Annotated in this window: 21 protein-coding genes; 8 read left to right on the top strand and 13 right to left on the bottom strand. The window is 71.0% G+C overall.

From position 1 onward, the window contains the following. The first annotated feature begins 1 nt into the window (after position 1). Genes AB0D18_RS07215 through AB0D18_RS07205 form a run of 3 tightly spaced genes read left to right on the top strand, consistent with a single transcriptional unit; the run spans position 2 to position 2629 of the window. Positions 2–811 (top strand): ABC transporter ATP-binding protein, encoded by an 810-nt coding sequence (locus AB0D18_RS07215; RefSeq protein ID WP_362413824.1) that lies wholly within the window; start codon positions 2–4, stop codon positions 809–811. Further along, positions 798–1835, top strand: a complete 1038-nt coding sequence (locus tag AB0D18_RS07210) for an ABC transporter permease (RefSeq protein ID WP_362413822.1) — start codon at positions 798–800, stop codon at positions 1833–1835. Before AB0D18_RS07215 ends, AB0D18_RS07210 begins: the two co-directional genes overlap by 14 nt. A gap of 5 nt (positions 1836–1840) precedes the next feature. Next, complete coding sequence (locus tag AB0D18_RS07205) at positions 1841–2629, top strand: sirohydrochlorin chelatase (protein WP_362413820.1); 789 nt, start codon at positions 1841–1843, stop codon at positions 2627–2629. Between the two features lie 95 nt (positions 2630–2724). Here AB0D18_RS07205 and AB0D18_RS07200 read toward each other — a convergent pair whose 3' ends face one another. Beyond that, entirely contained in the window at positions 2725–3390 is a 666-nt protein-coding gene (locus tag AB0D18_RS07200; RefSeq protein WP_362413818.1) for a DsbA family protein, read from the bottom strand. 55 nt (positions 3391–3445) lie between these two features. Further along, entirely contained in the window at positions 3446–4465 is a 1020-nt protein-coding gene (locus tag AB0D18_RS07195) for a 2-dehydropantoate 2-reductase N-terminal domain-containing protein (protein WP_362413816.1), read from the bottom strand. A gap of 154 nt (positions 4466–4619) precedes the next feature. Here AB0D18_RS07195 and AB0D18_RS07190 point away from each other — a divergent pair, with 154 nt between their 5' ends. Further along, positions 4620–5492, top strand: coding sequence for a GyrI-like domain-containing protein (locus AB0D18_RS07190; protein WP_362413814.1), 873 nt, complete (start codon positions 4620–4622; stop codon positions 5490–5492). Position 5493: 1 nt separating this feature from the next. Here AB0D18_RS07190 and AB0D18_RS07185 read toward each other — a convergent pair whose 3' ends face one another. The 6 genes from AB0D18_RS07185 to AB0D18_RS07160 form a co-directional block, all read right to left on the bottom strand. Further along, complete coding sequence (locus AB0D18_RS07185) at positions 5494–6054, bottom strand: DUF1697 domain-containing protein (RefSeq protein WP_362413812.1); 561 nt, start codon at positions 6052–6054, stop codon at positions 5494–5496. Positions 6055–6225: 171 nt separating this feature from the next. Beyond that, positions 6226–7410 carry a S8 family peptidase gene (locus AB0D18_RS07180; protein ID WP_362413810.1) on the bottom strand — a complete coding sequence of 395 codons (1185 nt, stop codon included), beginning with the start codon at positions 7408–7410 and terminating at the stop codon, positions 6226–6228. 327 nt (positions 7411–7737) lie between these two features. Continuing rightward, positions 7738–8994, bottom strand: a complete 1257-nt coding sequence (gene mgt, locus AB0D18_RS07175; protein WP_362413808.1) for a macrolide-inactivating glycosyltransferase — start codon at positions 8992–8994, stop codon at positions 7738–7740. A 73-nt stretch (positions 8995–9067) separates the two neighbouring features. Next, on the bottom strand, positions 9068–10366 hold the full coding sequence (locus AB0D18_RS07170; protein WP_362413806.1) for a sugar ABC transporter substrate-binding protein: 1299 nt from the start codon (positions 10364–10366) through the stop codon (positions 9068–9070). 41 nt (positions 10367–10407) lie between these two features. Beyond that, positions 10408–11241: a carbohydrate ABC transporter permease gene (locus AB0D18_RS07165; protein WP_362414080.1), complete on the bottom strand. Its 834-nt coding sequence runs from the start codon at positions 11239–11241 to the stop codon at positions 10408–10410. Positions 11242–11315: 74 nt separating this feature from the next. Further along, the gene (locus AB0D18_RS07160; RefSeq protein ID WP_362413804.1) at positions 11316–12269 is read right to left on the bottom strand and encodes a sugar ABC transporter permease; all 954 of its coding nucleotides are present in this window, start codon (positions 12267–12269) and stop codon (positions 11316–11318) included. A 172-nt stretch (positions 12270–12441) separates the two neighbouring features. Between AB0D18_RS07160 and AB0D18_RS07155 the strand changes: the two genes are divergently transcribed. Further along, on the top strand, positions 12442–13320 hold the full coding sequence (locus AB0D18_RS07155) for an aminoglycoside phosphotransferase family protein (RefSeq protein WP_362413802.1): 879 nt from the start codon (positions 12442–12444) through the stop codon (positions 13318–13320). A 93-nt stretch (positions 13321–13413) separates the two neighbouring features. On the opposite strand, the gene AB0D18_RS07150 is transcribed toward AB0D18_RS07155, so the two are convergent. Both AB0D18_RS07150 and AB0D18_RS07145 read right to left on the bottom strand, forming a co-directional pair. Next, positions 13414–14154, bottom strand: a complete 741-nt coding sequence (locus AB0D18_RS07150) for a 3'-5' exonuclease (protein ID WP_362413800.1) — start codon at positions 14152–14154, stop codon at positions 13414–13416. Between the two features lie 90 nt (positions 14155–14244). Next, positions 14245–15489, bottom strand: a complete 1245-nt coding sequence (locus AB0D18_RS07145) for an SAV2148 family HEPN domain-containing protein (RefSeq protein WP_362413798.1) — start codon at positions 15487–15489, stop codon at positions 14245–14247. A gap of 200 nt (positions 15490–15689) precedes the next feature. Here AB0D18_RS07145 and glgX point away from each other — a divergent pair, with 200 nt between their 5' ends. Beyond that, positions 15690–17837, top strand: a complete 2148-nt coding sequence (glgX, locus tag AB0D18_RS07140) for a glycogen debranching protein GlgX (protein ID WP_362413796.1) — start codon at positions 15690–15692, stop codon at positions 17835–17837. 34 nt (positions 17838–17871) lie between these two features. Here glgX and AB0D18_RS07135 read toward each other — a convergent pair whose 3' ends face one another. Next, positions 17872–19215 (bottom strand): MFS transporter, encoded by a 1344-nt coding sequence (locus tag AB0D18_RS07135; RefSeq protein WP_362413795.1) that lies wholly within the window; start codon positions 19213–19215, stop codon positions 17872–17874. Between the two features lie 81 nt (positions 19216–19296). On the opposite strand from AB0D18_RS07135, the gene treY reads away from it, so the two are divergent. After that, a complete protein-coding gene (gene treY, locus AB0D18_RS07130; RefSeq protein WP_362413793.1) occupies positions 19297–21717 on the top strand; it encodes a malto-oligosyltrehalose synthase in 2421 nt (806 codons plus the stop codon). Here treY and AB0D18_RS07125 read toward each other — a convergent pair. Further along, a complete protein-coding gene (locus AB0D18_RS07125; RefSeq protein ID WP_362413791.1) occupies positions 21612–22619 on the bottom strand; it encodes a LysR family transcriptional regulator in 1008 nt (335 codons plus the stop codon). The two genes, treY and AB0D18_RS07125, sit on opposite strands and share 106 nt — an antisense overlap. 89 nt (positions 22620–22708) lie before the next feature. Between AB0D18_RS07125 and lpdA the strand changes: the two genes are divergently transcribed. Further along, positions 22709–24124 (top strand): dihydrolipoyl dehydrogenase, encoded by a 1416-nt coding sequence (lpdA, locus tag AB0D18_RS07120; protein WP_362413789.1) that lies wholly within the window; start codon positions 22709–22711, stop codon positions 24122–24124. A 148-nt stretch (positions 24125–24272) separates the two neighbouring features. Here the strand turns inward: lpdA and AB0D18_RS07115 are convergent, their stop codons facing one another. Further along, positions 24273–26486, bottom strand: coding sequence for an MMPL family transporter (locus AB0D18_RS07115; protein ID WP_362413787.1), 2214 nt, complete (start codon positions 26484–26486; stop codon positions 24273–24275). Between the last annotated feature and the right edge of the window lie 26 nt (positions 26487–26512).

Here is a 26512-nt window from a genome sequence, read left to right as displayed (position 1 = left end):
CATGGCCACCGCACTCGTGAACCAGGAATCGGCCGCCGCGCCGGTCGCGGATCAGGCGTCGACGTACGCCGCGCGCATCGACCATGTCTCGAAGTCGTTCGGCCGGCCCGGCTCGGGCCGGCAGCTCGTACTGGACGACATCAGCATCGATGTCGCACCGGGCGAGTTCGTGACCCTCCTGGGGGCGTCGGGCTGCGGCAAGTCGACGCTGCTCAATCTGGTCGCCGGGCTCGACAGGCCGACGGCCGGGAGCATCGACGTGCCGGGCGGGCGCCCGGCGCTGATGTTCCAGGAGCACGCGCTGTTCCCGTGGCTGACGGCGGGCAAGAACATCGAGCTGGCGCTGAAGCTGCGGGGCGTCCCGAAGGCGGACCGCAGGCCCGAGGCGGAGCGCCTCCTCGAACTCGTACGACTCAAGGGCGCGTACGGGAAGCGGGTGCACGAGCTCTCGGGGGGCATGCGCCAGCGCGTCGCGCTCGCCCGCGCACTCGCCCAGGACAGTCAACTCCTGCTGATGGACGAGCCGTTCGCGGCGCTGGACGCCATCACGCGGGACGTGCTGCACGAGGAGCTGACGCGGATCTGGGCGGAGACTTCGGTCTCGGTCCTGTTCGTCACGCACAACGTGCGCGAGGCAGTGCGGCTCGCGGAGCGTGTCGTCCTGCTTTCGTCGCGTCCGGGGCGGATCGCCCGCGAATGGCAGGTCGGCATTCCGCAGCCGCGCCGGATCGAGGATTCCGCGGTGGCCGACCTGTCCGTAGAGATCACCGAACAGCTGCGTGGGGAGATCCGCCGACATGGCCAGCACTGACACCACCGAGGCCACCAAGGCCGCTGAGACCACCGAAGCCGCCGAAGCCACCGAAGCCACCGAGGCCGCCGACACCGCTCCGGTCGCCGGGGCCGGCAACGTCCCGAAGGCCGAGAAGCCCGACAAGGCTTCGAAGTCCGGTCCGGCACGGGAGACCTCGCCCGCCACGAGCCTGGCCGGGCTCGAAGCGGGCCTCGACGCCCTGGAGACGGGGCCCGCCCGCGAGCGCGTCGGCCTCGGCCGGATCCTCCTCGCCAAGGTGGTCCCCCCGCTCGTCGCCGTCGCCCTGGTCATCACCCTCTGGCAGCTCGCCGCGGCCTCCGACCTCAAGCCGGACTACGTACTGCCCGGCCCGCTCGACGTGGCGAAGTCCGTCCGGTCGATGTGGCTCGACGGGACCCTCCTCGGCTACATCTGGACGAGCGTCTCGCGCGGCGCCCTCGGCTTCGTGGTCTCCGTCGCGATCGGGACGCCGCTGGGTCTGCTGGTGGCCCGGGTGAAGGTGGTCCGGGCGGCGATCGGCCCGATCCTCTCCGGTCTCCAGTCCCTGCCCTCGGTGGCCTGGGTGCCGGCCGCGATCATCTGGTTCGGCCTGACCGACGCGACGATCTACGCGGTGGTGCTCCTCGGCGCCGTCCCGTCCATCGCCAACGGCCTGGTCTCCGGCGTCGACCAGATCCCGCCGCTCCACCTGCGGGCCGGCCGCACTCTCGGCGCGAGCGGCCTCAACAGCGTCCGGCACATCCTGCTGCCCGCCGCGCTGCCCGGCTACCTCTCCGGACTCAAGCAGGGCTGGGCGTTCTCCTGGCGCTCCCTCATGGCCGCCGAACTGATCGCGAACTCCCCCGACCTCGGCACCGGGCTCGGCCAGCTGATGGAGAACTTCCGTATCAACAGCGACATGTCGGGCGTGCTGGCTACGATCATCCTGATCCTGATCGTCGGCATCGGCATCGACCTGCTGTTCTTCTCCCCCCTGGAACGCCGCGTGCTGCGCAGCCGCGGCCTCCTCGTCAGGAGCTGATCCCCGTGGCCTCCTCCCCCGTGGACCACCTGCCCGCACACCCCTCCCCCACCCTTCTCCTCGTCGCCCACGGCAGCCGTGACCCGCGCCACGCGGAAACGGTGCGGGCGCTGGCGGCGCGGGTGCGGGAGCTGCGGCCGTGGACCCGGGTGGAGGTGTCCTTCCTGGACTTCAACACCCCTTCCGTATCGGAGCAGTTGAACCACCTGGCAGCGGAGGGCGCCCGTGACGTGGTCGCCCTGCCGCTCCTGCTGACCCGCGCCTTCCATGCGAAGGCGGACCTCCCCGCCGTACTGCATGCGGCGTCGGTACGGCATCCCCGGCTGCGCATCACCCAGGCGGAGGTGCTGGGCCCCTCGCCTCTCCTGCTCGCCGCTGTCGAGCGGCGGCTGTACGAGACCGGGCTCCGGCCCGGCGACAAGAGCTCGACCGGGGTCGTCCTGGCCTCGGCGGGCTCCACGGACCCGGAGGCGATCGCAGTGATCGCTGAAATCGCGCGGGAGCTGCGGCACACCGGTTGGTGTGCCGTGCGACCTGCGTTCGCCTCCGCGGCACTGCCCCGCACACAGGACGCGGTACGCGCCCTGCGCACGGACCCCAGCGTCACCCGGGTGGCCGTCGCCCCGTACGTCCTGGCCCCCGGCTTCCTGCCGGACCGGATCGTACGGGGGGCGGGAGAAGCCGGCGCCGAGGTGGTGGCGGACGTACTGGGGTCCTGCCCGGAACTGGCAGAGCTGACGGTGGCCAGGTACGAGGAAGTGGGGCGGACGGCACTGGTGGGCGCGGCGGCGTAGCGACACCCCGCGCGCTGCCCACTGCCTGCTACTGGCCCACCGCCTGCTGCCGGCCCACTGCCTGCTGCAGGCCCGCCGCCCGCCCGGACTTCTGCCTAGTCGAAGTTGAGCTTGCCCGTCCGGGTCCGCTTCAGCTCGAAGAAGTCGCCGTGCTTGGCCAGCACCCGGAAGCTGTCGAAGAGCCGGCCCGCCTCCTCGCCCCTCGGGATCGAGTTCAGCACGGGCCCGAACCACACCGTTCCGTCCACATGGATCGTCGGCGTGCCGACGTACCCGCCCGCATCCGGGTCCTGCCCCGCCTCATGGCTCCTTCGCACCGCCTCGTCGTACTCCGCCGAGTGCGCCGCCCCGGCCAGTTTGGCGGGCAGCCCCAGCTCGGCGAGGGCCTGGACGATCACCTCGTCGAAGTCCTTGTTCCGCTCCTGGTGGATACGGGTGCCGAGCGCGGTGTAGAGGTCGCGCAGCACCCGGTCCTCGTCCCCGCCCCCGTCCCGCTCGCCCTCCTGCTCGGCGGCCGCGACGGCCACCCGTACCGGTCCGATCGACTTGTCGACCAACTCCCGGTACCACTCGGGCAGTTCGTTGCCCTCGTTGTGGAGGTACAGGCTCATCGGGCGGAACCGCAGCACGATGTCGCGCTGCTTCTCCACCTCCAGCATCCAGCGGGAGGTGATCCAGGCGAAGGGGCAGGCGGGGTCGAAGTAGAAGTCCACCTCTGCGGGCTTCACCGGGTCAGGGGCGGTCGTCCGTGTCGTCGTCATGGCAGGGACACTATCCACCGAATACCCCTGCCCACCGGGCCATTCTGCCCGTGTCTCAGTGGGCCACTTCGCACGCTGCCAGCAGTGCCGCAACGTCCTCGACCGGCATCGAGCCCGCCGCCCGCCGCTCCCGCGCGAACTCGTTCGCCAGCCGGCCGAGCAGGTCGTTCACCGGCGTCGGTACGCCGTGCAGCCCGCCAAGGAGGGAGATCTCTCCGTTGAGGTAGTCGGCCTCGATGCTGCCGGTGCCGCGCACCAGGCTCTGCCAGGACGAGCCGCCGCCCGGCGCCTTCCCCTCCAGTTCGATCATGGAGATCCGGCTGCTCCACGCCTCGGCCCGCTCCGCCGCGCTCGCCACCGCGATGCCCGCGGCCTCCAGGGCGGCCCGGCCTTCCTCGACCGTACGGGCGACGAGGTCGCGGCCCGCCGGAGTGGCGAGGGCTTCGGTGCCCGACACCGCGTCCAGGGAGTTGGCGAGGTTGTTCAGCAGCTTGCCGTACTTCCAGCGCATGGCGTCCGGCACGGCAGGTGCCAGGAAGTGCGACTTCTCCAGGTCGCAGGAGATCCGCCGGGCCGTCTCGTCCACACCGCGCGGGTAGCGGCCGAGGTGCAGGCTGCCGGTCACGGGTTCGCCCGCCGCCGAGACCGCGCCGGGCTCGACGAAGGTCGCGGGGAGGTACACGCACATCGCGTAGACGTGCCGGAAGCGGCGCAGGGCGAGGCGTTCGTTCTCGACGCCGTTCTGTGCGCAGACGAGCGGCAGCACCTCCCCCGCCGTACCGCTGCCGCCCTTGACGGGGCGTCCGCTCCAGGCATCCAGGGCGGCGATGCTGTCCTGCGTCTTCACGGCCAGTACGAGCACGTCGTCCACGCGCAGTTCCACCTCCTCCGGGCCTGCCGCGCACGGCAGTCGGAGGGTCCGGGTGCCTTCGGGCGTGGTGAGTCTCAGGCCCCTCTCGCGCAGGGCCGCGAGGTGCGTGCCACGGGCGACGAGCACCACCTCGTGCCCGGCCTCGGCCAGCCGCCCGCCGACCACTCCGCCGATCGCTCCCGCGCCGATGATGACGTACCGCATGAGGCTCTGCCCTCCCCTTCGCGTGCAGTGCGCTGCACGCTCTTGACCGGTCTGTCCGTCCCCGATCATGCCCCGACCTTTGCGGGCACGGAATGTCGGGTGCGCCAGGGTGGTCCCTTCCTAACGTGAGAAGCACAAGGGAAGGAGGTCCGGGGTGCTGGAGCGGCTGAACCAGGCCATGGAGCACATCGAGGGCCGGCTCGGTCCTGAGCAGGAGATCGATGTCGCCGAGCTGGCGCGGATCGCGGTGACGTCGGAGTACCACTTCCGGCGGATGTTCTCCGCGCTGGCGGGGATTCCGCTGTCGGAGTACGTACGGCGCAGGCGGCTGACCCTCGCGGGGGCCGAGGTGCTGGACGACCGGCGGACCCTGCTGGAGATCGCCGTGCGGTACGGCTACGGGTCGGGCGAGGCCTTCGCGCGGGCGTTCCGTGCCATGCACGGGGTCGGTCCCGGCGAGGCCCGGCGGGCCGGTGCGGTTCTGCGCTCACAGCCCCGGATGTCCTTCCGTCTCGTCGTCGAAGGGAACAGCAGCATGGAGTACCGAGTCGTGGAGAAGGACGCCTTCCGGGTGATCGGGAAGAAGGCGCGGGTGCCGCTGGTCCACGAGGGGGTCAACCCCGCCATCGCCGAGTTCATCAGGAGCATCGGCAAGGACACGGTGGAGCGCATCCGGCAGCTCTCCGACCAGCAGCCGGAAGGGATCGTCGGCGTCAGCGACGATCTGGCCGGCAGCCGGGCCGAGGGGACCGAACTCGACTACTACCACGCGGTGGTGAGCGCCGCCGCCGCAGTGCCGGACGATCTGGACGCACTCGACGTGCGGGCCGGAACGTGGGCGGTCTTCGCCAGTTCGGGGGCGTTCCCTCAGGCGCTCCAGTTCCTGTGGCGGGACGTCTTCACGGAGTGGTTCCCGTCGAATCCGTACCGGAGCAGGCCGGGGCCGGAAATCCTCCGTACGCAGCTGAACGCGGACGCTTCGCAGGCGGAGGCGGAGCTGTGGATTCCGGTGGAGCGGGACAGGTGACTCAGGCGGTGGCTGCGGTGAGTTCCACCAGTTTCACCACCGTGTTCCAGTTGCGGCCCGTCACGGTCAGGCCCTTGTTGAGGGCGGGCCTGGAGAGGGCCTCGCCCAGTTTGGAGCGGCCCAGGCCGTCGGGGGCGTAGAGGTAGAGGACCCGGTCGCCGAGGCGGAATTCCTCCGGGAGGTACGACGCCCGATCGAGCCCGGCGAACCGGGCCTCGTCGAAGGAGCCGGAGTAGAAGTTGGCGTGCAGCTGCTTGCCTTCGAGCTCGGCGGCCGGGAAGGGGCAGGCCTCGGCGACGGCCCGCAGATAGGCGCCGTCCCGGACCAGACAGTCGACGGTGAAACCGAAGTGCTTCGAGATCGCGGCTTGCAGGTCGTGGGCGAGCGAGTCATCGGATGCGGCCGATTCGGTGCTGAAGACGGCGTTACCGCTGTTGAGGTGAGTACGGACCGCGCCGTGGCCCAAACCCTCGATCAGCGTGCGCAGTTCCGCCATGGGGACCTTCTTGTGGCCGCTCACGTTGATGCCCCGGAGGAGTGCGGCGTACGTCTTCGTCGTCATGGTCCGACGATAGGCGGTGGCACCGACAATCGGCCGCCGCCACCGTGGACTGGCCGGAGCAACGAAAATCGGCCGCCGCCACCAGGGACCGGCCGGAGCAACGAAAATCGGCCGCCGTGCCCCGTGGGGGGAGAGCACGGCGGCCGACCGTTTCAGGAGGAGGTCACGGAGTTACTCGACGACCTTCAGGAGCTTGTTCGGGGTTCCCGCGGACGGGTTCGTGATCTTGTCCGGGGTGGCTCCGCCGGTCAGGGCCTGAGCGACCTGGGCCGGGGTGGCGTCCTGGTGTCCCGCCAGGTAGATCGCCGCCGCGCCGACCACGTGCGGGGTCGCCATCGACGTGCCGGAGATGGTCTTCGTACCCTCGTCGCTGTCGTTCCAGGACGAGGTGATGTCCGAGCCGGGGGCGTAGATGTCCACGAGCGAACCGAAGTTGGAGAAGTCGGACTGGGCGTCCTCGTTCGTGGAGGAGGCGACCGTGATGGCCTCCGGGACGCGGGCCGGGGAGTGGTCCTTGGCGTCGCTGGCGTCGTTTCCGGCGGCGACCGCGAAGGTGACACCGGAGGCGATGGCCTTCTTGACGGCCTCGTCGAGGGCCGGGTCGGCGCCGCCGCCGAGGCTCATGTTGGCGACGGAGGGGCCCTTGTGGTTCTTGGTGACCCAGTCGATGCCCGCGACGACCTGCTCGGTGGTGCCGGAGCCCGCGTCGTCCAGGACGCGGACGGCGACGATCTTCGCCTTCTTGGCGACGCCGTGCGCGGTGCCCGCGATGGTGCCGGCGACGTGCGTGCCGTGACCGTTGCCGTCGTCCGCGTTGTCGTCGTTGTCGATGGCGTCGAAGCCGGAGACGGCGCGTCCGCCGAAGTCCTTGTGGGTGATGCGGACCCCGGTGTCGACGACGTACGCGGTGACGCCCTCGCCCGCACTGTCCGGGTAGGTGTACTTCTTGTCACCGGCCGTGTCGGCCTGGTCGATGCGGTCGATGCCCCAGGACGGCGGGTTGTCCTGGGTGGCGTCGGCGTGGAACTTCTTGTTCTGCACGACCTTGGCGACCGCCGGGTCGGCGGCCAGCCGCTTGGCCTCGGTCTCGGTGAGACCGCTGGCGGAGAACCCGTTGACGGCCGAGCTGTAGTTGCGCCCCAGTGTGCCGCCGTAGTTCTCGGCGAGGGACTTCTTGTCGGCCTTCTGGTCGAGCAGCACGATGTAGCTGCCGGCCACCGCGCCCTGGGCGTTCGCACCGTAGATGACGCCTTCGGCGGGAGCGGCACCCGCCGTGGGGGCGGTGAGAGCGGTCATGCCTGCCACGGCGGCCACCGTCGTTATCGCCGCGATCAGCTTGGTCTTGTGTATGGCCATGAAGAGGGATCTCCTCGCCATTCTTATGTGGGGGGAATGTGGGGGTGGCCCCCAGCGACCGGAAGTCCTCCGGGGGTTGGGTCGAAACACTGACCGATTGACGGCGACAGATCAAGACCTCCATACGGCCGTAATCCATTAAACAAAAATCCGTAATCAAAAATGGGGACAGGGCAGGCCGAGTCGGGCACTTCGTCAACTGGACTTACTTATAAGTCAGTTCACTCCTGCACAAAAAAGCCGGTCCTTGCGAATATCGCAAGGACCGGGCTCCTTCACTTCTTCTCTTCATCTCCTCAATTGCGGAGCAGTGAAGACCACGGCAAATCAAGACCCCTTGGGGAGTTGGGATGCGGGGAGTGGGGACGCGGGGAGTTCGGCCTCGATGAGGTCGGCCGCCCGCCGGGTGCCGCCCTCCGCTGCCATGTCGCGCGCGATCTCGTCCAGCCGGCGCGCCACTTCGGGGTCTGCGGTCAGCAGTTGGGCGGTCTCCCTCAGGAGTTCGGCGGTGGCGTCCTCCGTGTCGATGCGGCGGGCGACTCCCAGCCCCTGGAGCATGTCGGCGTTGCCGAACTGGTCGACGGCCTGCGGGACGGCGATCATCGGGGTGCCGGTGGCGAGACCCTCCTGACTGCCACCCGCACCCGCGTGCGTGATGAACAGGTCGGCCTGCTTGAGGATGGCCAACTGCGGTGCCCAGCGCGTGACTTCGACGTTGGCCGGGATCTCACCGAGCTCGGACTCCTCGACGAACCTGCCGATCTGGAGCACCAGGTGCCAGCCGGGCAGGTCACCGAAGGCCTTGATGCACTCGCGGTAGAAGGCGGGCTGCTTGGTGAAGGACGAGCCGAGGGACACCAGCGCGACCTGCTCCGCGCCGGCCGGGCGGTGCCACTCCCCCTGGTCCGCGCGCTCGCCCTGACAGGCGCCGACGAAGGTGTGGATGGTCTCGTCGACACGGTCGGCGTTCGGCTGGAGCGCCTTGGGGATGAGCACGAGAGAGCGGCTGGGGGCGATGAACTTGAAGAAGTCGTCCGCCGGCATGTCGTTCTCCCGCAGCCAGTCACCGAAGCGGGTGATGTACGCCTGCCCCCGCTCGGTCTTCATGAGTTCGGCGTGCAGCGGCTCGGCGACCTCTTCGTCGTACCCCTCCCACGCGACCATGTTCGGCGACAGGGAGATGACGGGGACGCCCCACCGGTGGGCGAGGATCGGGGCCGGGTAGCCGGTGATGTCGTGGATGACGAGGTCGGGCTCGTCACCTTCGAAGACCTCGATGAGCTGCGGCAGCGCCTGGATGCCGTTGTGCAGGAACGGTTCGAGGTTTTCGACGAGTTCGGTGCCCCAGGCCTCCGGGTCGGCGTCCTCGTCCGGCAGGTCCGAGGTGTAGATCACCGGCTCCGCACCGGTCGCGGCGATCTTCTCGGCGTACGCCCCCGGGATCGCATAGCTCACGCGGTGGCCGCGGGCGACCAGTTCACGGATGACTTCGAGGCTCGGGTTGACGTGGCCGGGAAAGGCGACGGAGAACATGAAGATGTGCGCGGGGGCGGTGGACATGGCTGCGCGAGGGGTGGCGTTCATGCCCGTACCGTAAGCGAGACGATACGTCTCGTGCAAGCTCATTCCCCCGGGCGTGTGTACTTCGGCCGCTCCCTCAGCGCTGATACCGGGCGAGCACCAAGTTGCCGTCCTCCTGAAGGCGTTGACGCAGCTGCCGCTCGTCGATCGCTCCGCTGTAGTACTCCTGGTACGCGGGCGTGGCCACCTTGTCCTTCCACTCCGGGTAGCCACGCACCGACTGCGCGGGGGCCGGACGCAGGTGACCGGCGAGGGCGGTGCCGGTGGCCCAGCCGTCCTTGGCGATGCGCAGGGAGGGGTCCTTGAGGGCCTCGGTGCCGGTGGGAAGCATCCAGTCGCCCTTGGCGAGGCGCACCATGTTGACCGGCCGGAGGAAGAAGTCGATGAACTCGACCGCCTCCTTCTTGTACGGGCTGTCCTCCGCCACCGACAGGGTCTGCGGGCTGACGCCCTGGGTGAGCCCGTCCTTGCCCGCCGGGGCGGGCAGCACCGTCCACGGGAAGCCCTCGGGTGCCTGCTGCGAGATCTGCTGGCGGTACGAGAAGCCCAGCGGGACCATCGCGTACTTGCCGCCGAAGAAGCCCGGGAGGGTGTCCGCGCCGCCCATGCCGAGGGTGGCGGCGGAAGCGGAACCATCGGTGTTGACCTGGTCGTGGACGGTGCCGGGGACGACCTCGTCGGCGTCGGTGAAGCGGACGGTGACCTTGCCGTCGTCGCCCTGCTGGAACAGCTCGCCGCCTGCCGACAGGCCCAGGTTGAGGGTGGCGGAGACCGGTTCCTTCAGGGGCCAGGCGACGCCGTACTTCTTGGCACCCATGTCCGTCGTCAGCTTCTTCGTCACCTGCCGGAACTCCTCCCAGCTCCACGGCTTTTCCGGGGTGGGGATGCGTACGCCCGAGGTCTTGAGCAGCTTCTCGTTGGCAATCAGGACGCGCGGTTCCTGGAGGAAGGGGACGCCGTAGACCTTCTTGTCGAAGGTGGCGGCGTCCCAGCTCCGCTGCGGGATCTCGGACTTGAGACGGGCAGGGAGGAGCTTCGTCAGGTCGGCGAGGTAGCCGCCGTACGAGAAGTCGGCGAGGTCGTCGGATGCGTCGTGGATGATGTCCGGTGCCTCACCGCCCTCGAAGGAGGTGAGGAGCTGATCGTGGATGCTGTCCCAACTGCCCTGGACGTACTCGACCTGGACCTTGGGATGGGCCGCGTTCCACTCCTTCACGAGCTGTTTGTTGATGTCGACGGACTCCTTCTGCCAGGCCAGCGACTGGAAGCGGAGGGTGATCACGCCGTTCTCGTCGGGGCCGCGCCCGGTGGCCGAACAGCCGGTGAGCAGCAGGGCGGCCGCTGCGGCTGCCACCAGGAATCGGGGTGTGCGCATCAGGTGTCGGGGCGTACGCACCAGGAGCCGAGGTGTGCGCATCAGCTCTTCACCGCCCCGGCCAGCATGCCGCCGGTGATCCGCTTCTGGATGATCGCGAAGATCACCAGGGAGGGGAGCGTGGCGAGGAACGCGGCGGCGGCGAGCGGCCCGAGATCGGCCGCGCCCTCGTCGCCGATGAAGTGGGTGAGGACGACCGGCAAGGTCTGCTTCTCCGGGGACTTGAGCAGGACGAGCGCGAAGAAGAACTCGTTCCATGCGGTGATGAACGCGAACAGCGCGGTGGCGACAAGACCGGGTGCGAGCAGCGGTGCGGTGACCGAGACGAGCGTACGGAGTTTGCTCGCGCCGTCGACCGCTGCCGCCTCCTCCAGCTCGGGCGGGACCGCGCGCACGTATCCGACGAGCATCCAGAGCGCGAAGGGCAGCGACCAGACGACGTACACCATGATCAGGCCGGGCAGCGAGTTGATCAGGTGCAGGTTCTTGAGGATCAGGAACAGCGGGATGATCACCAGGACGAACGGGAACGCCTGGCTGACCACGACCCAGCCGGTCGCCATGGTGGTGAGCCTGGAGCGGTGGCGGGCCATCACGAAGGCCATCGGGGTCGCGATGAGGACGGCGATCAGGGCGGCGGCGAGCGCGGCGATCAGGCTGTTCCCTGCGGCTTCCAGGAGCGGCTGCTCGTCGAAGGCTTGCCGGAAGTTGTCGAAGCTGGGGTCCTTGGGGATCCAGGTGGGGTGCAGGTCGCCCAGCTCGCGCGGGGACTTGAAGGCCGTGGAGATCAGCCAGAGGAACGGGAACGCGAGGAATCCCAGGTACGCGAGCAGTGCAAGGTACTGGCCGGCCCGAGCGGGTCTGCTGGTCCGCATGGGACTGGAGCTGCGGCGGGGGCCTGCGGTGCGGAGGAAGCCTGTGGTGCGGCGGGGCCCTGCGGTGCGGAGGCTCACTTGTCGTCGCCTCCCTTGAGACGGCCCGCCAGGAACACGGCGAGGAGTACGGAGATGACCGCGACCATGACGCAGCCCATCGCTGCGGCGTAGCCGAACTGCCCGTAGCGGAAGGCCTCTTCGTACGCGAAGAGCATCGGGAGCCGGGTGCGGCCGCCGGGACCGCCGTTGGTCAGGACGTAGACCAGAGCGAAGGAATTGAAGTTCCAGATGAAGTTGAGCGCGGTGATCGACAGTGCGATCGGCTTGAGCGCCGGCCAGGTCACCGCACGGAAGCGGCGCCAGGCACCGGCGCCGTCCAGGGCCGCTGCCTCGTGCAGTTCGTGCGGGGTGTTCTGGAGGCCGGCGAGGAGGGCGACGGTGGTCTGCGGCATGCCCGCCCAGATGCCGACGAGGATCACGGCGGGCAGGGCGGTGGCGAGGCCGGTGAGCCAGTCGCGGCCCTCACCGAGCCCGAGGTTGCGGAGCGTCTCGTTCAGGATGCCCGCGTCGGGGTTGTAGACGAGGCGCCACATGATGCCGACGACGACCTCGGGCATCGCCCACGGGACGATCGCCAGGGCCCGCGCCAGCCAGCGGAACCGAAGGTTCTGGTTGAGCAGCAGGGCCAGGCCCATGGCCAGCAGGAACTGCGGAACGGTGACGCCGACCGCCCAGAGCAGACCGATCCGGAACGAGTCCCAGAAGAGGGTGTCGTGCAGCAGGTCCTGGAAGTTGAGGGCGCCGACCCACTGGGTGGGTGCGGTGCGGCCCGACTGGGAGTCGGTGAACGCGAGGACGACGCCGTACAGCAGCGGGCCCACGCTGAGGATCAGGATCGGGATCAGGGCGGGGAGGATCAGGAACCAGGTCCCGAGATCGGCTCTCCGCCCCGACTCCGGCCCGCGCGCTCTGCCCGTGCGGGCCGGTTTCGGCTTCCCGGGCCGCCCCTTTTCGGTAGCCAATGACACGAATTGGGCTCCTTCGGGCAGTTCGGGCGACTTCTACCGGTCTGGCCGCCCTGGCGATCCCCGTCATCGTGCTGACGGTCCGTGAGTTCGTCAAGCCAACCTGCACGGATGCGAGACTTTGTCGGATTCACTGCGGAAAGCACACCCACCGGCCCACAGGAGAAGCACGACGATGGACGAGACGCGCGCACGCGAGGTGCTGGAGGCGACCGGACTCGCGGCCGGGCTCGCAGCCGGGGCCGAGCTGGTGTCCCTGGGCGAGAACGCGGTTTTCGCGGTGGAGAGCGCGGACGGTTCGTTCGTGGCCAAGGTCGGGCGCAGCTCCCCGGACCTGGCCGCCCGCGCGGAGCGCGAACTGGCCGTCGGCGAGTGGCTGGCGACCGCCGGGGTCCCTGCCGTACGCCCTGCCACCGACAAGCCCTGGCTGGTGGACGGGCACCCGGTGACGCTCTGGCACCGACTGCCCGATGCCGTACGCCCCTCGCAGCCGCGGGACGTCGCCGAGCTGCTGAACCTGGTGCACGCCCTGCCCGCCCCGCCGTTCGCACTGCCGCCGCGGGACCTGCTGGCCGGGGTCGAGCGGTGGCTGCGGCTGGCGGGCGACGCGATCGACGCCGAGGACGCGGTCTATCTGCGGGGCCGCCGCGACGGGTTCGCCGCCGCCGCTGCCGCGCTGAACCCGCGACTGACGCCAGGCCCGATCCACGGGGACGCGCTGCCCCGCAACGTCATGGTCGGTCCTGACGGGCCCGTCCTGGTCGACCTGGAGACCTTCTCCACCGACTTCCGCGAGCACGACCTCGTCGTCATGGCCCTGTCCCGGGACCGGTACGGCCTGCCGGACGACGCCTACGACGCGTTCACCGCCACGTACGGCTGGGACGTCCGCGAGTGGGACGGCTGTACGGTGCTGCGCGGCGCCCGGGAGACCGCGAGCTGTGCCTGGGTGGCCCAGCACGCGCCGACGAACCCGAAGGCGCTGGCGGAATTCCGGCGGCGGGTGGCCTCACTGCGGGACAACGACCCCGGGGTGCGCTGGTACCCGTTCTGAGGGGTGCGCCACGTCCGAGGGGAGGGGTGCGCCGGCCGCCGTGCCCATGGCCCCGGCCGAGGGGTGCGCCGACTGCCGGAGTCATGGCCCCGGTCAGCCCGTCGTGGTCACCTGGCTCGGGGCGCGCAGCGGCCAGGCCGGGTCGATGACCGCGTCCGGAGTGCCCTTCTTGCGGAGGAACTCCTGGAAGCCGCCCGCCCAGTCCGCGTACCACCGCACCTGCTCCTGGTGCAGCTCGGGCAGTCCGAGGCTCGCGATCGTGGGGTGCCGCTCCGCTATCGCGATCGCGACCCGGACCGCGGCCAGTGCGTCCGCCGACGCCTCGTGCGCCTCGCCCAGCACCACCGAGTACTCGACGCAGACCGCTTCCAGGGTGCGCTTGCCGCGCCGGTAGCGGTCGACCGCCCGGTCGATGGTGAGCGGGTCGACGACGGGGCCGATGCCCGGCTCCCCGGTGAGCTCCGCGAGCCGGTCGCCGAGCGCGGGCAGTCCGTGCCTCGCGAGCTCGGCGGAGAGCAGCGTCAGATCGAACGCCGCGTTGTAGGCGACCACCGGAACCCCCCGCGCCCAGTGCTCGACGAGGACCTGCGCGACCTCGTCTGCCACCTCGCGCACCGGCCGCCCCTCCGTCGCGGCGCGCTCATTGGAGATGCCGTGTATCGCCGAGGCCTGCTCCGGAATCCTGATTCCCGGGTCGGCCAGCCACAGCCGCTGTGCGGCCACCGCCCCGCCCCGCACCTCGACGACCGCCGCCGTCACGATGCGCGACTCCAACGGCTCCGTACCCGTGGTCTCCAGGTCGAAGCCGATCAGCGATTCCCCGTGCCATCCCATCCCTGGGCCTCCTTGAGTCTTCTCCCCCAACGGAGAACCACCCTCGCACGCAGCACTGACAATCCCTCTCGAAGGCCGTCCGCACGGGGGCTACGAGACCGGCCGGGAGTCCGTCCACACCGATTCGAATTCCTCCCGGTACGTCTCGAAGAGTCCGTGCTCGGTCTCCTCGCCGTGCCGCACCACCCCACCGCGCCCGCCCCGCCCGCCGCCGCGCAGCACCAGCACCGGCGCCTCCATGCCGCGCGCCCTGCGCAGATACGACTGGACGACGGCGAGCCCGCCGGGCCCGTCGCCGTCGACGAGGTACGCGGTGAAGCGCGGCGTCTCGTCGAAGACCTGGATCTGGAAGGCGCCCGGATCGCGGAGGCTGGCCCGCACCCGGCGCATGTGCAGGATGTTCATCTCCACCGACCGGCTCAACTCACCCTTACGCAGGCCCAGTTCGCGTTCGCGCCGCTTCACGGAGCTGCTCGCCGGGTTGAGGAAGAGCAGCCGGACCCGGCAGCCTGCCTCGGCGAGGCGGACCAGGCGCCGGCCGGAGAAGTTCTGCACGAGGAGGTTCAGGCCTATCCCGATGGCGTCGACGCGGCGGGCGCCGCCGAAGAGGTCCTCGGCGGGCAGCTGCCGCTGGAGGCGCACCCGGTCGGGGTGGACGGACACCACGTCCGCGTAGCGGTCGCCGACGAGGTCCTCGACGGCGTCGACGGGCAGCCGGTCCGCGGACGGCGCGCCCGAGCCCGCGCCGAGAATCTCCAGGAGCCGGGCGGACGCCCTCTCCGCCTGCGCGAGGACGGTCACGGACAGGGCCCGGTTGCGGGAGACGACGTTGCGGGTGACCTCAAGCTCGTCCAGCGCCAGCTCGACGTCGCGCCGGTCGTCGTAGTACGGCTCGAAGCACGGCCAGTGCTGCACCATCAGCTCGCGCAGCTGCGGCAGCGTCAGGAAGCTCAGCACGTTGTCGTCGGCCGGGTCGAGGAGGTACCCCTTGCGGCGGCTCACCTCGCGCACGGCGACGGCGCGCTGCACCCACTCCTGTCCGGCGGGCCCGGCGGCGGCCACCACCCACTCCTCGCCGTGCACCGGTTCGTACACCGGGCGCAGCACGGCGGCGACGACGGCCCGCATCCGCTGCTCGACCAGGTTGAGCCAGATGTAGGCGCGGCCGGCCCGCTGGGCGCGCGTACGCACCTCGCTCCAGGCGTCCGTGCCCCAGTCCAGTTCGGCACCGATCTCCATCGGCCGTGCGAGGGAGACCGCACCGGGCGGGCCGTCGCCCGGGCCGCCCTCGTGCCCCGTGTCCCCCGGGGGTAGCTCCAGCCCTCCCGAGCTCACCCACGCACCGCCTTCTGAACTCTTGTCCGCCCACCGCCAACGATCAAGGAAGGGTACTCCGCGCGGGGCGGCCGGTGCAGCCGTTCCCCGAGACGGCCGGAACCGCTGGGTGCGCGGCCCGCTTTGGGGGAAGATGCGGAGGAAGACGCGCCACCCCGTTGCTCCGTACCACCCGGATCAGAAGTGGAAGAGTCGATTCGATGCAGGTCTGGCCGGGAGATGCATATCCCCTGGGCGCCACGTACGACGGCGCCGGTACCAATTTCGCGGTCTTCTCGGAGGCCGCCGAGCGGATCGAGCTGTGCCTGCTGTACGAGGACGGCTCGGAGACCGCCGTCGAGCTGCGGGAGACCGACGCTTTCGTACGGCACGCCTACCTGCCCGGCATCATGCCGGGCCAGCGGTACGGCTACCGCGTCCACGGCCCGTACGAGCCCTCCCGGGGGCTGCGGTCCAACTCGGCGAAGCTGCTGCTCGACCCGTACGCGAAGGCGATCAGCGGGCAGATCGACTGGGGCGAGTCGGTGTACGGCTACCACTTCGGCAGACCGGACTCCCGCAACGACCAGGACTCGGCGCCGCACACGATGACGTCGGTGGTGGTCAATCCGTACTTCGACTGGGGCGACGACCGCCCTCCCCGTACGGCGTACCACCACACCATCCTCTATGAGGCGCACGTCAAGGGCCTCACGATGCTGCACCCGGACGTCCCCGACGAGCTGCGCGGTTCGTACGCGGCGCTCGCGCATCCGGCGATCATCGGCCATTTGGTGGAACTGGGTGTCACGGCTCTGGAGTTGATGCCGGTGCACCAGTTCGTGAACGACCACCGGCTGGTCGACGCGGGGATGAGCAACTACTGGGGCTACAACACCATCGGCTTCTTCGCCCCGCACAACGCCTTCGCCTCGTGGGGCGACCGGGGCGAGCAGGTGCTGGAGTTCAAGACGGCGGTGAAGGCGCTGCACGCGGCGGGCATCGAGGTCATCCTGGACGTGGTCTACAACCACACGGCCGAGGGCAACCATCTGGGGCCGACGCTGTCGTTCCGGGGGCTGGACAACCCCTCGTACTACCGCCTGGCGGACGACCCGAAGTACTACACGGACACGACCGGAACCGGCAATTCCCTGCTGATGCGGTCCCCGCACGTGCTCCAGCTGATCATGGACTCGCTGCGGTACTGGGTGACCGAGATGCGGGTGGACGGGTTCCGCTTCGATCTCGCGGCCACCCTGGCGCGGCAGTTCCACGAGGTGGACCGGCTGTCGTCGTTCTTCGACCTGGTGCAGCAGGACCCGGTCGTCAGCCAGGTGAAGCTGATCGCCGAGCCGTGGGACGTCGGCGAGGGCGGCTACCAGGTGGGCAACTTCCCGCCACTGTGGACGGAGTGGAACGGCAAGTACCGGGACACCGTGCGCGACATGTGGCGCGGTGAGCCGCAGACGATCGCGGAATTCGCGGGGCGGCTGACGGGGTCCTCGGACCTCTACCAGGACGATGGGCGGCGCCCGCTCGCCTCGATCAACTTCACCACCTGCCACGACGGATTCACGCTGCACGACCTGGTCGCGTACAACGACAAGCACAACAACGCCAACGGCGAGGGCAACCGGGACGGCGAGAGCCACAACCGGTCGTGGAACTGCGGTGCGGAGGGCCCCACCGACGACCCCGAGATCCTGGCCCTGCGGCAGCGGCAGATGCGCAACTTCATGGCGACGCTGATGCTGTCGCAAGGCGTGCCGATGCTGAGCCACGGCGACGAGTTCGCCCGCACCCAGGGCGGGAACAACAACGCCTACTGTCAGGACAACGAGCTGGCCTGGGTGCCCTGGCCCGGTCCGGACCCGGAGGGCAACAAGGCGGACGGCGGCAGGGCCGAGGGCGGCACGCTGCTGGAGTTCACACGCGCGATGGTGGCGCTGCGGCGCGACCACCCGGTGTTCCGGCGGCGGCGCTTCTTCCACGGCCGGCCGGTGCGGGGCACGCAGGACGAGCTCTCCGACATCGCGTGGTTCACGCCGGAGGGCGAGCCGATGACCCAGGACGACTGGGAGGCCGCGCAGGCCAAGGCGCTGACGGTGTTCCTCAACGGGGAGGCGATCTCGGAGCCGGGCCCGCGCGGGGAGCGCATCGCGGACGACTCGTTCCTGCTGATGTTCAACGCGAGCGCCCGGACGCTGGAGTTCATGGTTCCGGAGGACCACGGGGAGCAGTGGGAAGTGGTCGTGGACACCGCCCGCGAGGACGGGGTCCCGCCGGGCACGGGCGGCAAGCACGACGCGGGCGAGCACCTCACTCTGATCGGCCGGAGCCTGACGGTGCTTCAGCGGCCTGCGTGAGCGTCGTTCAGCGGCCCGCGCGAGCGTCGCCTCTTCAGCGGCCCGCGTGTGCGTCGTCGCTGTCCCGGCCGGCCGTCTCTGCCGCCGCAGTACTTACTGCGGCGGCAGGGGCCCTGCCCGCGTGGGGGCGTACCGCCCAGGACAGTCCGGCGCACAGCACCGCCGCGCCGATCGCCACGGAGAAGGCGGCGGGCGGGCCGCTGCTCTCGGCGAGGCGGCCCGAGAGGGCGAGGGCGAGGGCCTGGCCGCCGACGATGCCGCTCATCAGGAAGGCCATCGACTCGGCCAGCCTGCTCGCGGGGACGATGCGTTCGGTGAGCCCGAAGAGCGTGATCATGTGCGGAGCGAAGGCGACACCGAGGACGATGACGACGACGTACAGCGCCCACAGCTGCGAGACGAACACCAGCGGCACCGACAACACCACCAGGGCCACGGTGGCGGCGCGCCAGCGGGTGCTCAGCCCGATGCGGGCGGGGACGGCGGCCATCGAGAAGCCTGCGACGGCGCTCATCACTCCCATGGCGGCGTAGACGAGCCCGGCCTGCTGCGGGAGGCCGAGGTTCCCGGTGAGGGCCGTGATGCCCGCCTGGGAGGCGCCGAACATGGCGCCCTGGAGGCCCATCGCGACGCGCAGCGCGTACACCGAACCGGTCAGCCTCGTACGTTCGGCGGATGCGGTGCGCGCGGCCGGGCGTAGCAGGGACGCCGTCGGATGGAGGGCGAACCAGGTACCGCACACGGCGAGGAGTCCGGCGGCGACGAGCAGTGCGGCGGCGGGGTGCGCGACGGCGACCGCGAGGCCGACGAGGGCGGGGCCGAGGACGAACGTGACCTCGTCCAGGGTGCCTTCGAAGGACAGGACGGTGCCGATGAGGTGTTCGTCGGCGTCCTTGCGGCGGGCCAGCGCCAGGGTGCGGGTGCGGGACATCGGGCCGATCTGCGGCACGGAGGCACCGGCGACGACGGCGATCAGCGCGAGCGGCAGGGTGTCGGTGCGGGCGAGGGCGGCGAGGACGAGGGCGGTCACCGCGACGGCGTTGACGAGCGTCGCCGAAAGCACCACGAGGCGCTGCCCGCGCCTGTCGGCGATCCGGCCCAACAGGGGACCGCCGACGGTCTGCCCGGCCGCCAGGGCGCCGCCCACGAGCCCTGCGGTGGCGAGGCTGCCACTGGTCTCGGCGACCAGCAGCAAAGTGCCGAGCTGGCACATCGCGAGGGGGAGCCTGCCGAGGAAGGAGACAAGGGGCAGGAGCGGCCCGGTGAGCGCGATCGCCTCTTGATAGCTCTGCCGGTACGCGCGCAGGGCGCCCCCACCACTCTTCCCCGGTCCCGTGCCTTCTCCAGTCTTCTTCAGTTCCGTGCGTTCTCCAGCCATCAGGTGAAATTAACGCCGCGCGTACGAGACGGTGCATGGGCTGATGACACAGAAGCCCCGAATCCGGGTACGTACGTTCGCATGACGCCGACCTCCACCTACCGCCTCCAGCTGCAGCCCGACTTCCCCTTCGCGGCCGCCGAGAAAGCGGTGCCGTACCTGGCCGCTCTCGGGGTCTCGCACCTGCACCTGTCGCCCGTGCTGGAAGCCGTGCCGGGCTCGACGCACGGGTACGACGTCGTGGACCACGCGCGCGTACGTGCGGAGCTGGGCGGTGAGGAGGGTCTGCGGGCACTCTCCCGCAGGGCCCGTGCGCACGGTCTGGGCCTGGTCCTGGACATCGTCCCCAACCACATGGCCGTCCCCGCGCCCGAGCACCTCAACGCCCCTCTGTGGGAGGTGCTGCGGGAGGGCCCCGCCTCGCCGTACGCCGGCTGGTTCGACCTGGACTGGGAGGCGGGCGGCGGCAAGGTGCTGCTGCCGGTGCTCGGCGGGCGGATCGGCGAGGAGCTGGCGCACCTGTCCGTCTCCGCCCAGGACGGGGTGCTGCGCTACTTCGACCATGCCTTCCCGCTGCGCGAGGGCACCGAGAAGCTGCCGCTGCCGGAGCTGCTGGACGCCCAGTGGTACCGGCTCGCCTGGTGGCGCCTGGCCCGCACCGAGCTCAACTACCGGCGCTTCTTCACCATTTCGGACCTGATCGGGGTGCGGGTGGAGGACCCGGAGGTGTTCGCCGCCTCGCACGCGAAGATCCTTCAGCTGGTACGGGACGGGGTCGTCGAGGGGCTGCGGATCGACCACCCGGACGGACTCGCCGCACCGGGCGACTACCTGCGGCAGCTGGCCGACGCCACCACCGAGGCGGTGGACGGTTCGGGCCGCACGGTGTGGACCGTCGTGGAGAAGATCCTCACCGGCGAGGAGCGGCTGCCCGCCGACTGGCCGGTCGCGGGCACCACGGGCTACGACGCGCTGCACCGGATCGACGGACTGTTCAACGATCCCACCGGCGCCGACGAGCTCACCGAGCTGTACCGGACGTTCGCCGACCCGCCCGGCGACCGCGGCGGCTACTGGGCGGCGACCACGCGCCGGGCCGCGTACCGCGTCCTCACCCACGAACTGGCCGCCGAGACGGGCTTCCTGGTGCGTACCGCCGAGCGGATCTGCGCCGCCGACCCGGCGCTGCGCGACCACGCTCCGTGGGCGCTGCGCACCGCGCTGCGCGAGCTGCTCGTACGGATGCCGGTGTACCGGCCGTACGTGGCGGCGGGCGGCCCCACGCCGGAGGAGGCGGAGGCGACGCTTCCGCCGGAGGCCGTACGGGAGGCGAAGGCGGCGTTCTCCGTACCGGAGGAGGCGGCGGCGGTGGACGTGGTGCGGGAGCTGGCGCTCGGACGGCTTGGGGCAGGGCCCGACCAGGCGGCGTTCTGCACCAGGTTCGCGCAGACCGCTTCGGCGCTGCGGGCCAAGTCGGTGGAGGACACCGCGTTCTACCGGTACGCACCGCTGCTGTCGGCGGCGGAGGTCGGCGGGGATCCGGGGCGGCCCGCCGTGTCGCCCGACGAGTTCCACGCGTTCTGCGCGCGCCTCGCCCGCGACTGGCCGGCCACCGGAACCGTGCTGTCCACGCACGACACCAAGCGCAGCGCGGACGTACGGGCGCGGCTGTCGGTGCTGACGGAGTGCCCGCAGCGGTGGGCGGGGCTGCTGCGCCGGTGGGCCCAGGCAGCGCCCGCCCCCGACCCGCACGCGGCGTGGACGGCGTGGCAGACCGCCGTCGCCCTCCCGGAGGCGGGGGCGGGGCGGCTGGCCCCCGCCCTCCTCAAGGCGGCACGGGAGGCGGGGCTGCACACGAGCTGGACGGAGCAGGACGCGGCCTACGAGCAGGCCCTGGAGGACTTCGTACGGTCGGGTCCCGGCGGGCCCGCGCACTACGAGGTCTCGCTCTTCGCCCGCGAGTTGGCACCGTACGTCCGGGCGAACACTCTGGGGGCGACGCTGGTGCAGCTGACGATGCCGGGAGTGCCGGAGCTGTACCAGGGGACGGAGCGCGAGTACCTGGCGCTGGTCGATCCGGACAACCGGCGGCCCGTCGCGTACGAGAGGGCCGCTCTGGTGCGTGTGCACGGCAGGACCGACAGGAGCACCCTGTCGGAGGAGAAGCTGGCCCTGACGACGACGGCGCTGCGGCTGCGCCGCGACCACCCGGAGCTGTTCGGCGAGAGCGCGCCGTACGCCCCGCTCGCCGCGCGCGGCCCGGCGGCGCGGCACTGCCTGGCGTTCAGCAGGGCGGGAGAGACCGTCACGGCGGTCACCCGGCTGTCGATGCGGCTGGCAGAGGCGGGCGGCTGGCAGGGGACGGAGCTGGAACTGCCCGAGGGGCTGTGGGCGGATCAGCTGGCGGCGGGGCGGGAGTTCGCGGGTGCGGTGCCGCTGTCGGCACTGTTCGCGGACCGGCCGGTGGCACTGTTGGTGAGGTCGCAGGCCGCACCCTCTTGAGGTGGGGTGCCGCCGCCGTCTCCGTACGGCGAGGACCGGCGCAGCAGGTCGGCGAACTTGGCTGCCGCGCCGGTCAGTTCGACCCGCGAGTACACGGTGAGGGCGCGCCGCCACGGCGGGTCCACCGACAGCACCGCACAGTCCTCGCCGACCGCACCCCGTACGACATGGGACGGTGACGTCGCCACACCGACACCGGCGGCGGCCATCCGTACGGCGGTGGAGGTGTGCTCGGTACGGACCGCCGTGCGCGGTACGAAGCCGGCCCCCGCGCAGGCCCAGTCGAGGAAGGCCTGGCCCTCGACCACCGCCTCCATCGCGCACCGCACCCACAGGTGCTCCGACAACTCCTCCAGGCGGACCGAGGTGCGGCCCGCGAGGGGGTCGTCGAAGGCCACGACGAGCACGATGTCCTCCCGCCCGAAGTGAACGACGGGGCCTGCCCAGTGCTTGGGCTCCGGTCCTACGGCGAGGTCGGCGACGCCGCGTTCCACGTGGTCCTCCAGGGCGTCGGTGGTGGCGTACTCGTGGAGGTGCAGGGCGACGCCCGGGTGTGCGCGGCGCCACTGGGCGAAGACGTCCGGGAGGATGCCGACGGCGACCGAGTGCAGGGCGGCGACATGCAGTTCGCCACCCTCGGCCCCGGCGGCCGCACGGGCCGCCCGCTGGGCCTGTACGGCGCTGCGCACGGCACGTTCGGCGTGCGGGAGGTAGGCGCGGCCCATGACGGTGAGGCCGACCCCGCGCGCTCTGCGCTCCAGGAGGGCGCCGCCCACCGACTTCTCCAGGGCCTTGATCTGGTGCGAGAGCGCGGGCTGGGTGACGTGCAGCAGCTCGGCGGCCCGGGTGAAGGACCCCTCCTCGACGACCGTGAGGAAGTACTCCATCTGTCGAAGGCTCATGACTCTCCCGTCCCCCATGAACGCGGTGCATCGCAGCGACAATATTATTGCCTTGGACGCATCATCGCTGGTGGGCGGAGGCTTGGCCCATGACGAACAGCGAAGCCTTTGAGACCGATGTGATCGTGATCGGCGGTGGCACCGGCGGCTACAGTACCGCCCTGCGGGCCGCCGCCCTGGGCCTGACGGTGGTGCTCGCCGAGCGCGACAAGGTGGGCGGGACCTGTCTGCACCGGGGCTGCATCCCCTCCAAGGCGATGCTGCACGCGGCGGAACTCGTCGACGGCATCGCGGAGGCCCGGGAGCGCTGGGGCGTGAAGGCGACCCTGGACTCGGTGGACTGGCCGGCGCTGGTGGCGACCCGGGACGACATCGTGTCGCGCAACCACAAGGGCGTGGAGGGGCACCTGTCCCGTGCGGGGGTTCACGTGGTGCGCGGCAGCGCCGAGTTGACCGGGGCCCGTACGGTACGGGTCGAGGGGCACGGGGAGTTCACCGCACGCCGCGGTGTCGTCCTGGCCACCGGGTCCCGCCCTCGTACGCTGCCGGGGCTCGACCCGGACGGGCAGCGGGTCGTCACCAGTGACGACGCGCTCTTCGCACCCGGCCTGCCCGCTTCCGTCCTCGTGCTCGGCGGGGGCGCGATCGGGGTGGAGTACGCCTCCTTCCACCGTTCCATGGGTGCCGACGTCACCCTCATAGAGGCGGCGGACCGGCTCGTGCCGCTCGAAGACACCGATGTGAGCCGTCACTTGACGCGAGGGCTGAAGAAGCGCGGCATCGACGTGCAGACCGGGGCGCGGCTGCTGGACGCGGAGGTCCTGCCGGACGCGGTGCGGGCGACGGTGCGCACCGCGCGCGGCGAGACCCGCACCGTGGCGGCGGACCGGCTGCTGGTGGCGGTCGGGCGGGTGCCGGTGACCGACGGGCTGGGGCTCGCCGCGGCCGGTCTCGCCACCGACGAGCGGGGGTTCGTGGCTCCGGCGGACTGGTCCCGGCTGGAGACCGCGGTGCCGGGCATCCATGTGGTCGGCGACCTGCTGCCGCCGCCCTCGCTGGGCCTGGCGCACGCCTCGTTCGCGGAGGGGCTGCTGGTCGCCGAGACCCTGGCCGGGGTTCCTTCGCCGCCGGTCGACTACGCGGCGGTGCCCAGGGTCACGTACTCCTCGCCGCAGACGGCCGCCGTCGGCCTGAGCGAGGGCGAGGCGCGCGCCCGTGACCTGGACGTGGTGGTGAACACGATGCCCCTGACCGCCGTGGCCAAGGGCATGGTGCACGGGCAGGGCGGCGTGGTGAAGGTGGTCGCCGAGCGCGACGGCCGGGTGCTCGGGGTTCACCTGGTCGGGCCGAACGTCTCGGAGATGATCGCCGAGAGCCAGCTGATCGTCGGCTGGGACGCGGAACCCTCGGACGTCGCCCGCCACATCCACGCCCACCCGACGCTCTCGGAGGCTGTCGGCGAGACGTTCCTGACGCTCGCCGGGCGGGGTCTGCACCAGCAGTAGCGGCGGCCGCCTCACGACCGGCGGCCGGACCGAGGGCGTTTTCACCTCATAGAGGCGGCCGGACCGAGGGCGTTTTCACCTCATAGAGGCGGCGGGGCCGGGGGCGTGTCCACCCCGGCCCCGCCGCCCGTCCGGACGGGGCGGTCGGTCAGCTCCGCACCGCCTCCGGGTGCCCGGCGGAGTCCGTACGTACGGGCTGCGGACCCCCTGCGGTGTCGAGCCGCCCGGCAGGCCGCACCGGCCACCAGGTCCGCTCCCCCAGCAGGGCCAGCGCCGACGGCAGGATCAGGGCCCGCAGCACCACCGCGTCGAACAGCACGGCCACAGTGAGTCCGACGGCCAGCTGCTTCATCTCGATGCGGTCGATGAACAGGAAGCTGACGAACACCGACACCATGATCACGGCGGCGCTGGTGACCACTCCGGCGGAGCCGGCGATGCCGTCCACCACCGCCTGCCGGGTCGGCACCCCGCGCAGAACTGCCTCGCGGATCCGGCTGACCACGAAGATCTGGTAGTCCGTGGAGAGCCCCACCAGGATGGCGAACACCATCAGCGGTGTACGCGACCCGACGAACCCGAGCGACTCGAAGCCGAGCAGCCCCTGCGCCCAGGTGCCCTGGAAGACGAGCGTCAGGACGCCCCAGGAGACCATCACCGCCGCCAGGTTGAGCAGCACGCCCAGCACGGCGAGTACGACCGAGCGGAATGCCGCGTACATCACGGCGAAGCAGGCCAGCGAGACGAAGACGATCACCCAGGGCAGGCGGTCCGACTGGTGCGCGGCGTAGTCGAATCCGCCGGCGATCTCACCGCTGACGGCGACCTCCACCCCGGGCACCGCACCGACGGTCTCCGGTATCAGCCCGGCGCGCAGCCGCTCCAGCGAGCGGGTCGCCTCCGGAGAGTTCTGGGAGTGCGGAACGGGCAGCTCCAGCAGGGTGGTCCGGCCGTCCGCCGAGGTCCGCAGGTGCGGAGCACCGGTCCCCGCGAACAGGGGGTCGCCCTTCGTACGGTCGGAGAGCCGCTTCAGGGCGTCCGCCACCGCCGCGGTGTGTGCCGTGTCGGACCGTACGAGGACGAGGTGCGCGGCGCCCTGGTCGGGGAAGGCGGCCGTCAGTCTGTCGTACGCGGCGACGGTGGCCACGCTGTCGGGGAAGGTCTCCTTGCCCTCGGTGCCGAGCTTCATGTTCAGGGCGGGCAGGGCCAGGGCGGCGGTCGCCGCGAGGCCGACGAGCAGGGTGGCGAGAGGACGCCGCATCACGGGACGCAACAGGGCGGTCCAGGCCCTGCTGTTGCCCGAGCGGCGGCGGTTCGCGCGGCCCCGGCGGCCGTCCACTCGGGGGCCGAGCTTCGCGAGCAGCGCGGGCAGGATGGTCAGCGAGCTGCCGACGGCGACCAGGGTGACGAGGATGGCGCCGGTGGCGATGGACGAGAAGATCACGTCGTCCATCAGATAGAGGCCGCCGAGGGAGAGGGCGACGGCGAGTCCGGACTCGACGACCGCGCGTCCCGAGGTGGCGGCGGCCAGCTCGACCGCTGCCGTATGACTGAGGGTGCCGCCCGAGCGTTCCCGTTCCTCCCGCGCCCTCTTGAGGTAGAAGAGCGAGTAGTCGACGCCGACGGCCATGCCCAGCATGAAGATCACGCTGAGGGCCGCGCCGCCCGCGTCGGGGAAGAGCCAGGAGGCGGGACCGTAGAGACCGACCGCCCCGGCGAAGGCCAGCAGAGCGAGCAGTACGGGGATTCCGGCGGCGAGGACCGCGCCGAAGACGACGAGCAGGATGAGGAAGGTGACCGGGAGACTGATCATCTCGGTCCGCTGGAGGTCCTTGGCCTGCTGGTCGTTGACGGCGGTGGAGATGGAGGCGCTGCCGGTTTCCTCGACGCGCAGGTCCGGGTGCGCCTTCTGTGTCTCGGCGGTCCTGGCGAGCAGCGCGTCGACGTCCTTCTTGGCGGTTTCCTTGTCGCCGCGCAGGGTGACGGTGACCAGGAGAGCGCCGCCGTCCCCGGACCGGATCGGCCCGTCGACGTCGGTGACGGACGGCAGGGTCCGCATCCGGCGTTCCAGGTCGGCGGCGGCAGAGCGGGCTGCGGCCGGGTCGGGCTTGCCCTTGGCGCCGGTGATCAGGAGCTTCTCGACCGGGGCCGGGGTCAGGTGCCCCTCGACGGCGAGCGCTTCGGCGCGGCCGGCCTCGCCGACCCAGAAGTCGGAGAAGGTGCCCTTGTTGGTGCCGATCGCGGCTCCGGCACCGACGCACAGGACGACGAGGAGGACCCAGCCGACGATGGCGCGCCACGGGTGGGTGGCGCACCACCGTGCTGTTCTGACGGTGATCGGCTGGCTCTTGCTGCCCTGCATGAGGGCTCCTCCCGTGGAAGCGTGCT

It is taken from the genome of Streptomyces sp. NPDC048442 (assembly GCF_040651475.1).
In the GTDB taxonomy this organism is placed as follows: Bacteria; Actinomycetota; Actinomycetes; order Streptomycetales; family Streptomycetaceae; genus Streptomyces.
This window is presented reverse-complemented; position numbering and strand designations above follow the sequence as displayed.

Coding starts and splice junctions, on each gene's coding strand:
- AB0D18_RS07215 (WP_362413824.1), top strand. CDS start 2: ATGGCCACCGCACTCGTGAACCAGGAATCGGCCGCCGCGCCGGTCGCG.
- AB0D18_RS07210 (WP_362413822.1), top strand. CDS start 798: ATGGCCAGCACTGACACCACCGAGGCCACCAAGGCCGCTGAGACCACC.
- AB0D18_RS07200 (WP_362413818.1), bottom strand. CDS start 3,390: ATGACGACGACACGGACGACCGCCCCTGACCCGGTGAAGCCCGCAGAG.
- AB0D18_RS07195 (WP_362413816.1), bottom strand. CDS start 4,465: ATGCGGTACGTCATCATCGGCGCGGGAGCGATCGGCGGAGTGGTCGGC.
- AB0D18_RS07185 (WP_362413812.1), bottom strand. CDS start 6,054: ATGACGACGAAGACGTACGCCGCACTCCTCCGGGGCATCAACGTGAGC.
- AB0D18_RS07180 (WP_362413810.1), bottom strand. CDS start 7,410: ATGGCCATACACAAGACCAAGCTGATCGCGGCGATAACGACGGTGGCC.
- mgt (WP_362413808.1), bottom strand. CDS start 8,994: ATGAACGCCACCCCTCGCGCAGCCATGTCCACCGCCCCCGCGCACATC.
- AB0D18_RS07170 (WP_362413806.1), bottom strand. CDS start 10,366: ATGCGCACACCCCGATTCCTGGTGGCAGCCGCAGCGGCCGCCCTGCTG.
- AB0D18_RS07165 (WP_362414080.1), bottom strand. CDS start 11,241: ATGCGGACCAGCAGACCCGCTCGGGCCGGCCAGTACCTTGCACTGCTC.
- AB0D18_RS07155 (WP_362413802.1), top strand. CDS start 12,442: ATGGACGAGACGCGCGCACGCGAGGTGCTGGAGGCGACCGGACTCGCG.
- AB0D18_RS07150 (WP_362413800.1), bottom strand. CDS start 14,154: ATGGGATGGCACGGGGAATCGCTGATCGGCTTCGACCTGGAGACCACG.
- glgX (WP_362413796.1), top strand. CDS start 15,690: ATGCAGGTCTGGCCGGGAGATGCATATCCCCTGGGCGCCACGTACGAC.
- AB0D18_RS07135 (WP_362413795.1), bottom strand. CDS start 19,215: ATGGCTGGAGAACGCACGGAACTGAAGAAGACTGGAGAAGGCACGGGA.
- treY (WP_362413793.1), top strand. CDS start 19,297: ATGACGCCGACCTCCACCTACCGCCTCCAGCTGCAGCCCGACTTCCCC.
- AB0D18_RS07125 (WP_362413791.1), bottom strand. CDS start 22,619: ATGAGCCTTCGACAGATGGAGTACTTCCTCACGGTCGTCGAGGAGGGG.
- lpdA (WP_362413789.1), top strand. CDS start 22,709: ATGACGAACAGCGAAGCCTTTGAGACCGATGTGATCGTGATCGGCGGT.
- AB0D18_RS07115 (WP_362413787.1), bottom strand. CDS start 26,486: ATGCAGGGCAGCAAGAGCCAGCCGATCACCGTCAGAACAGCACGGTGG.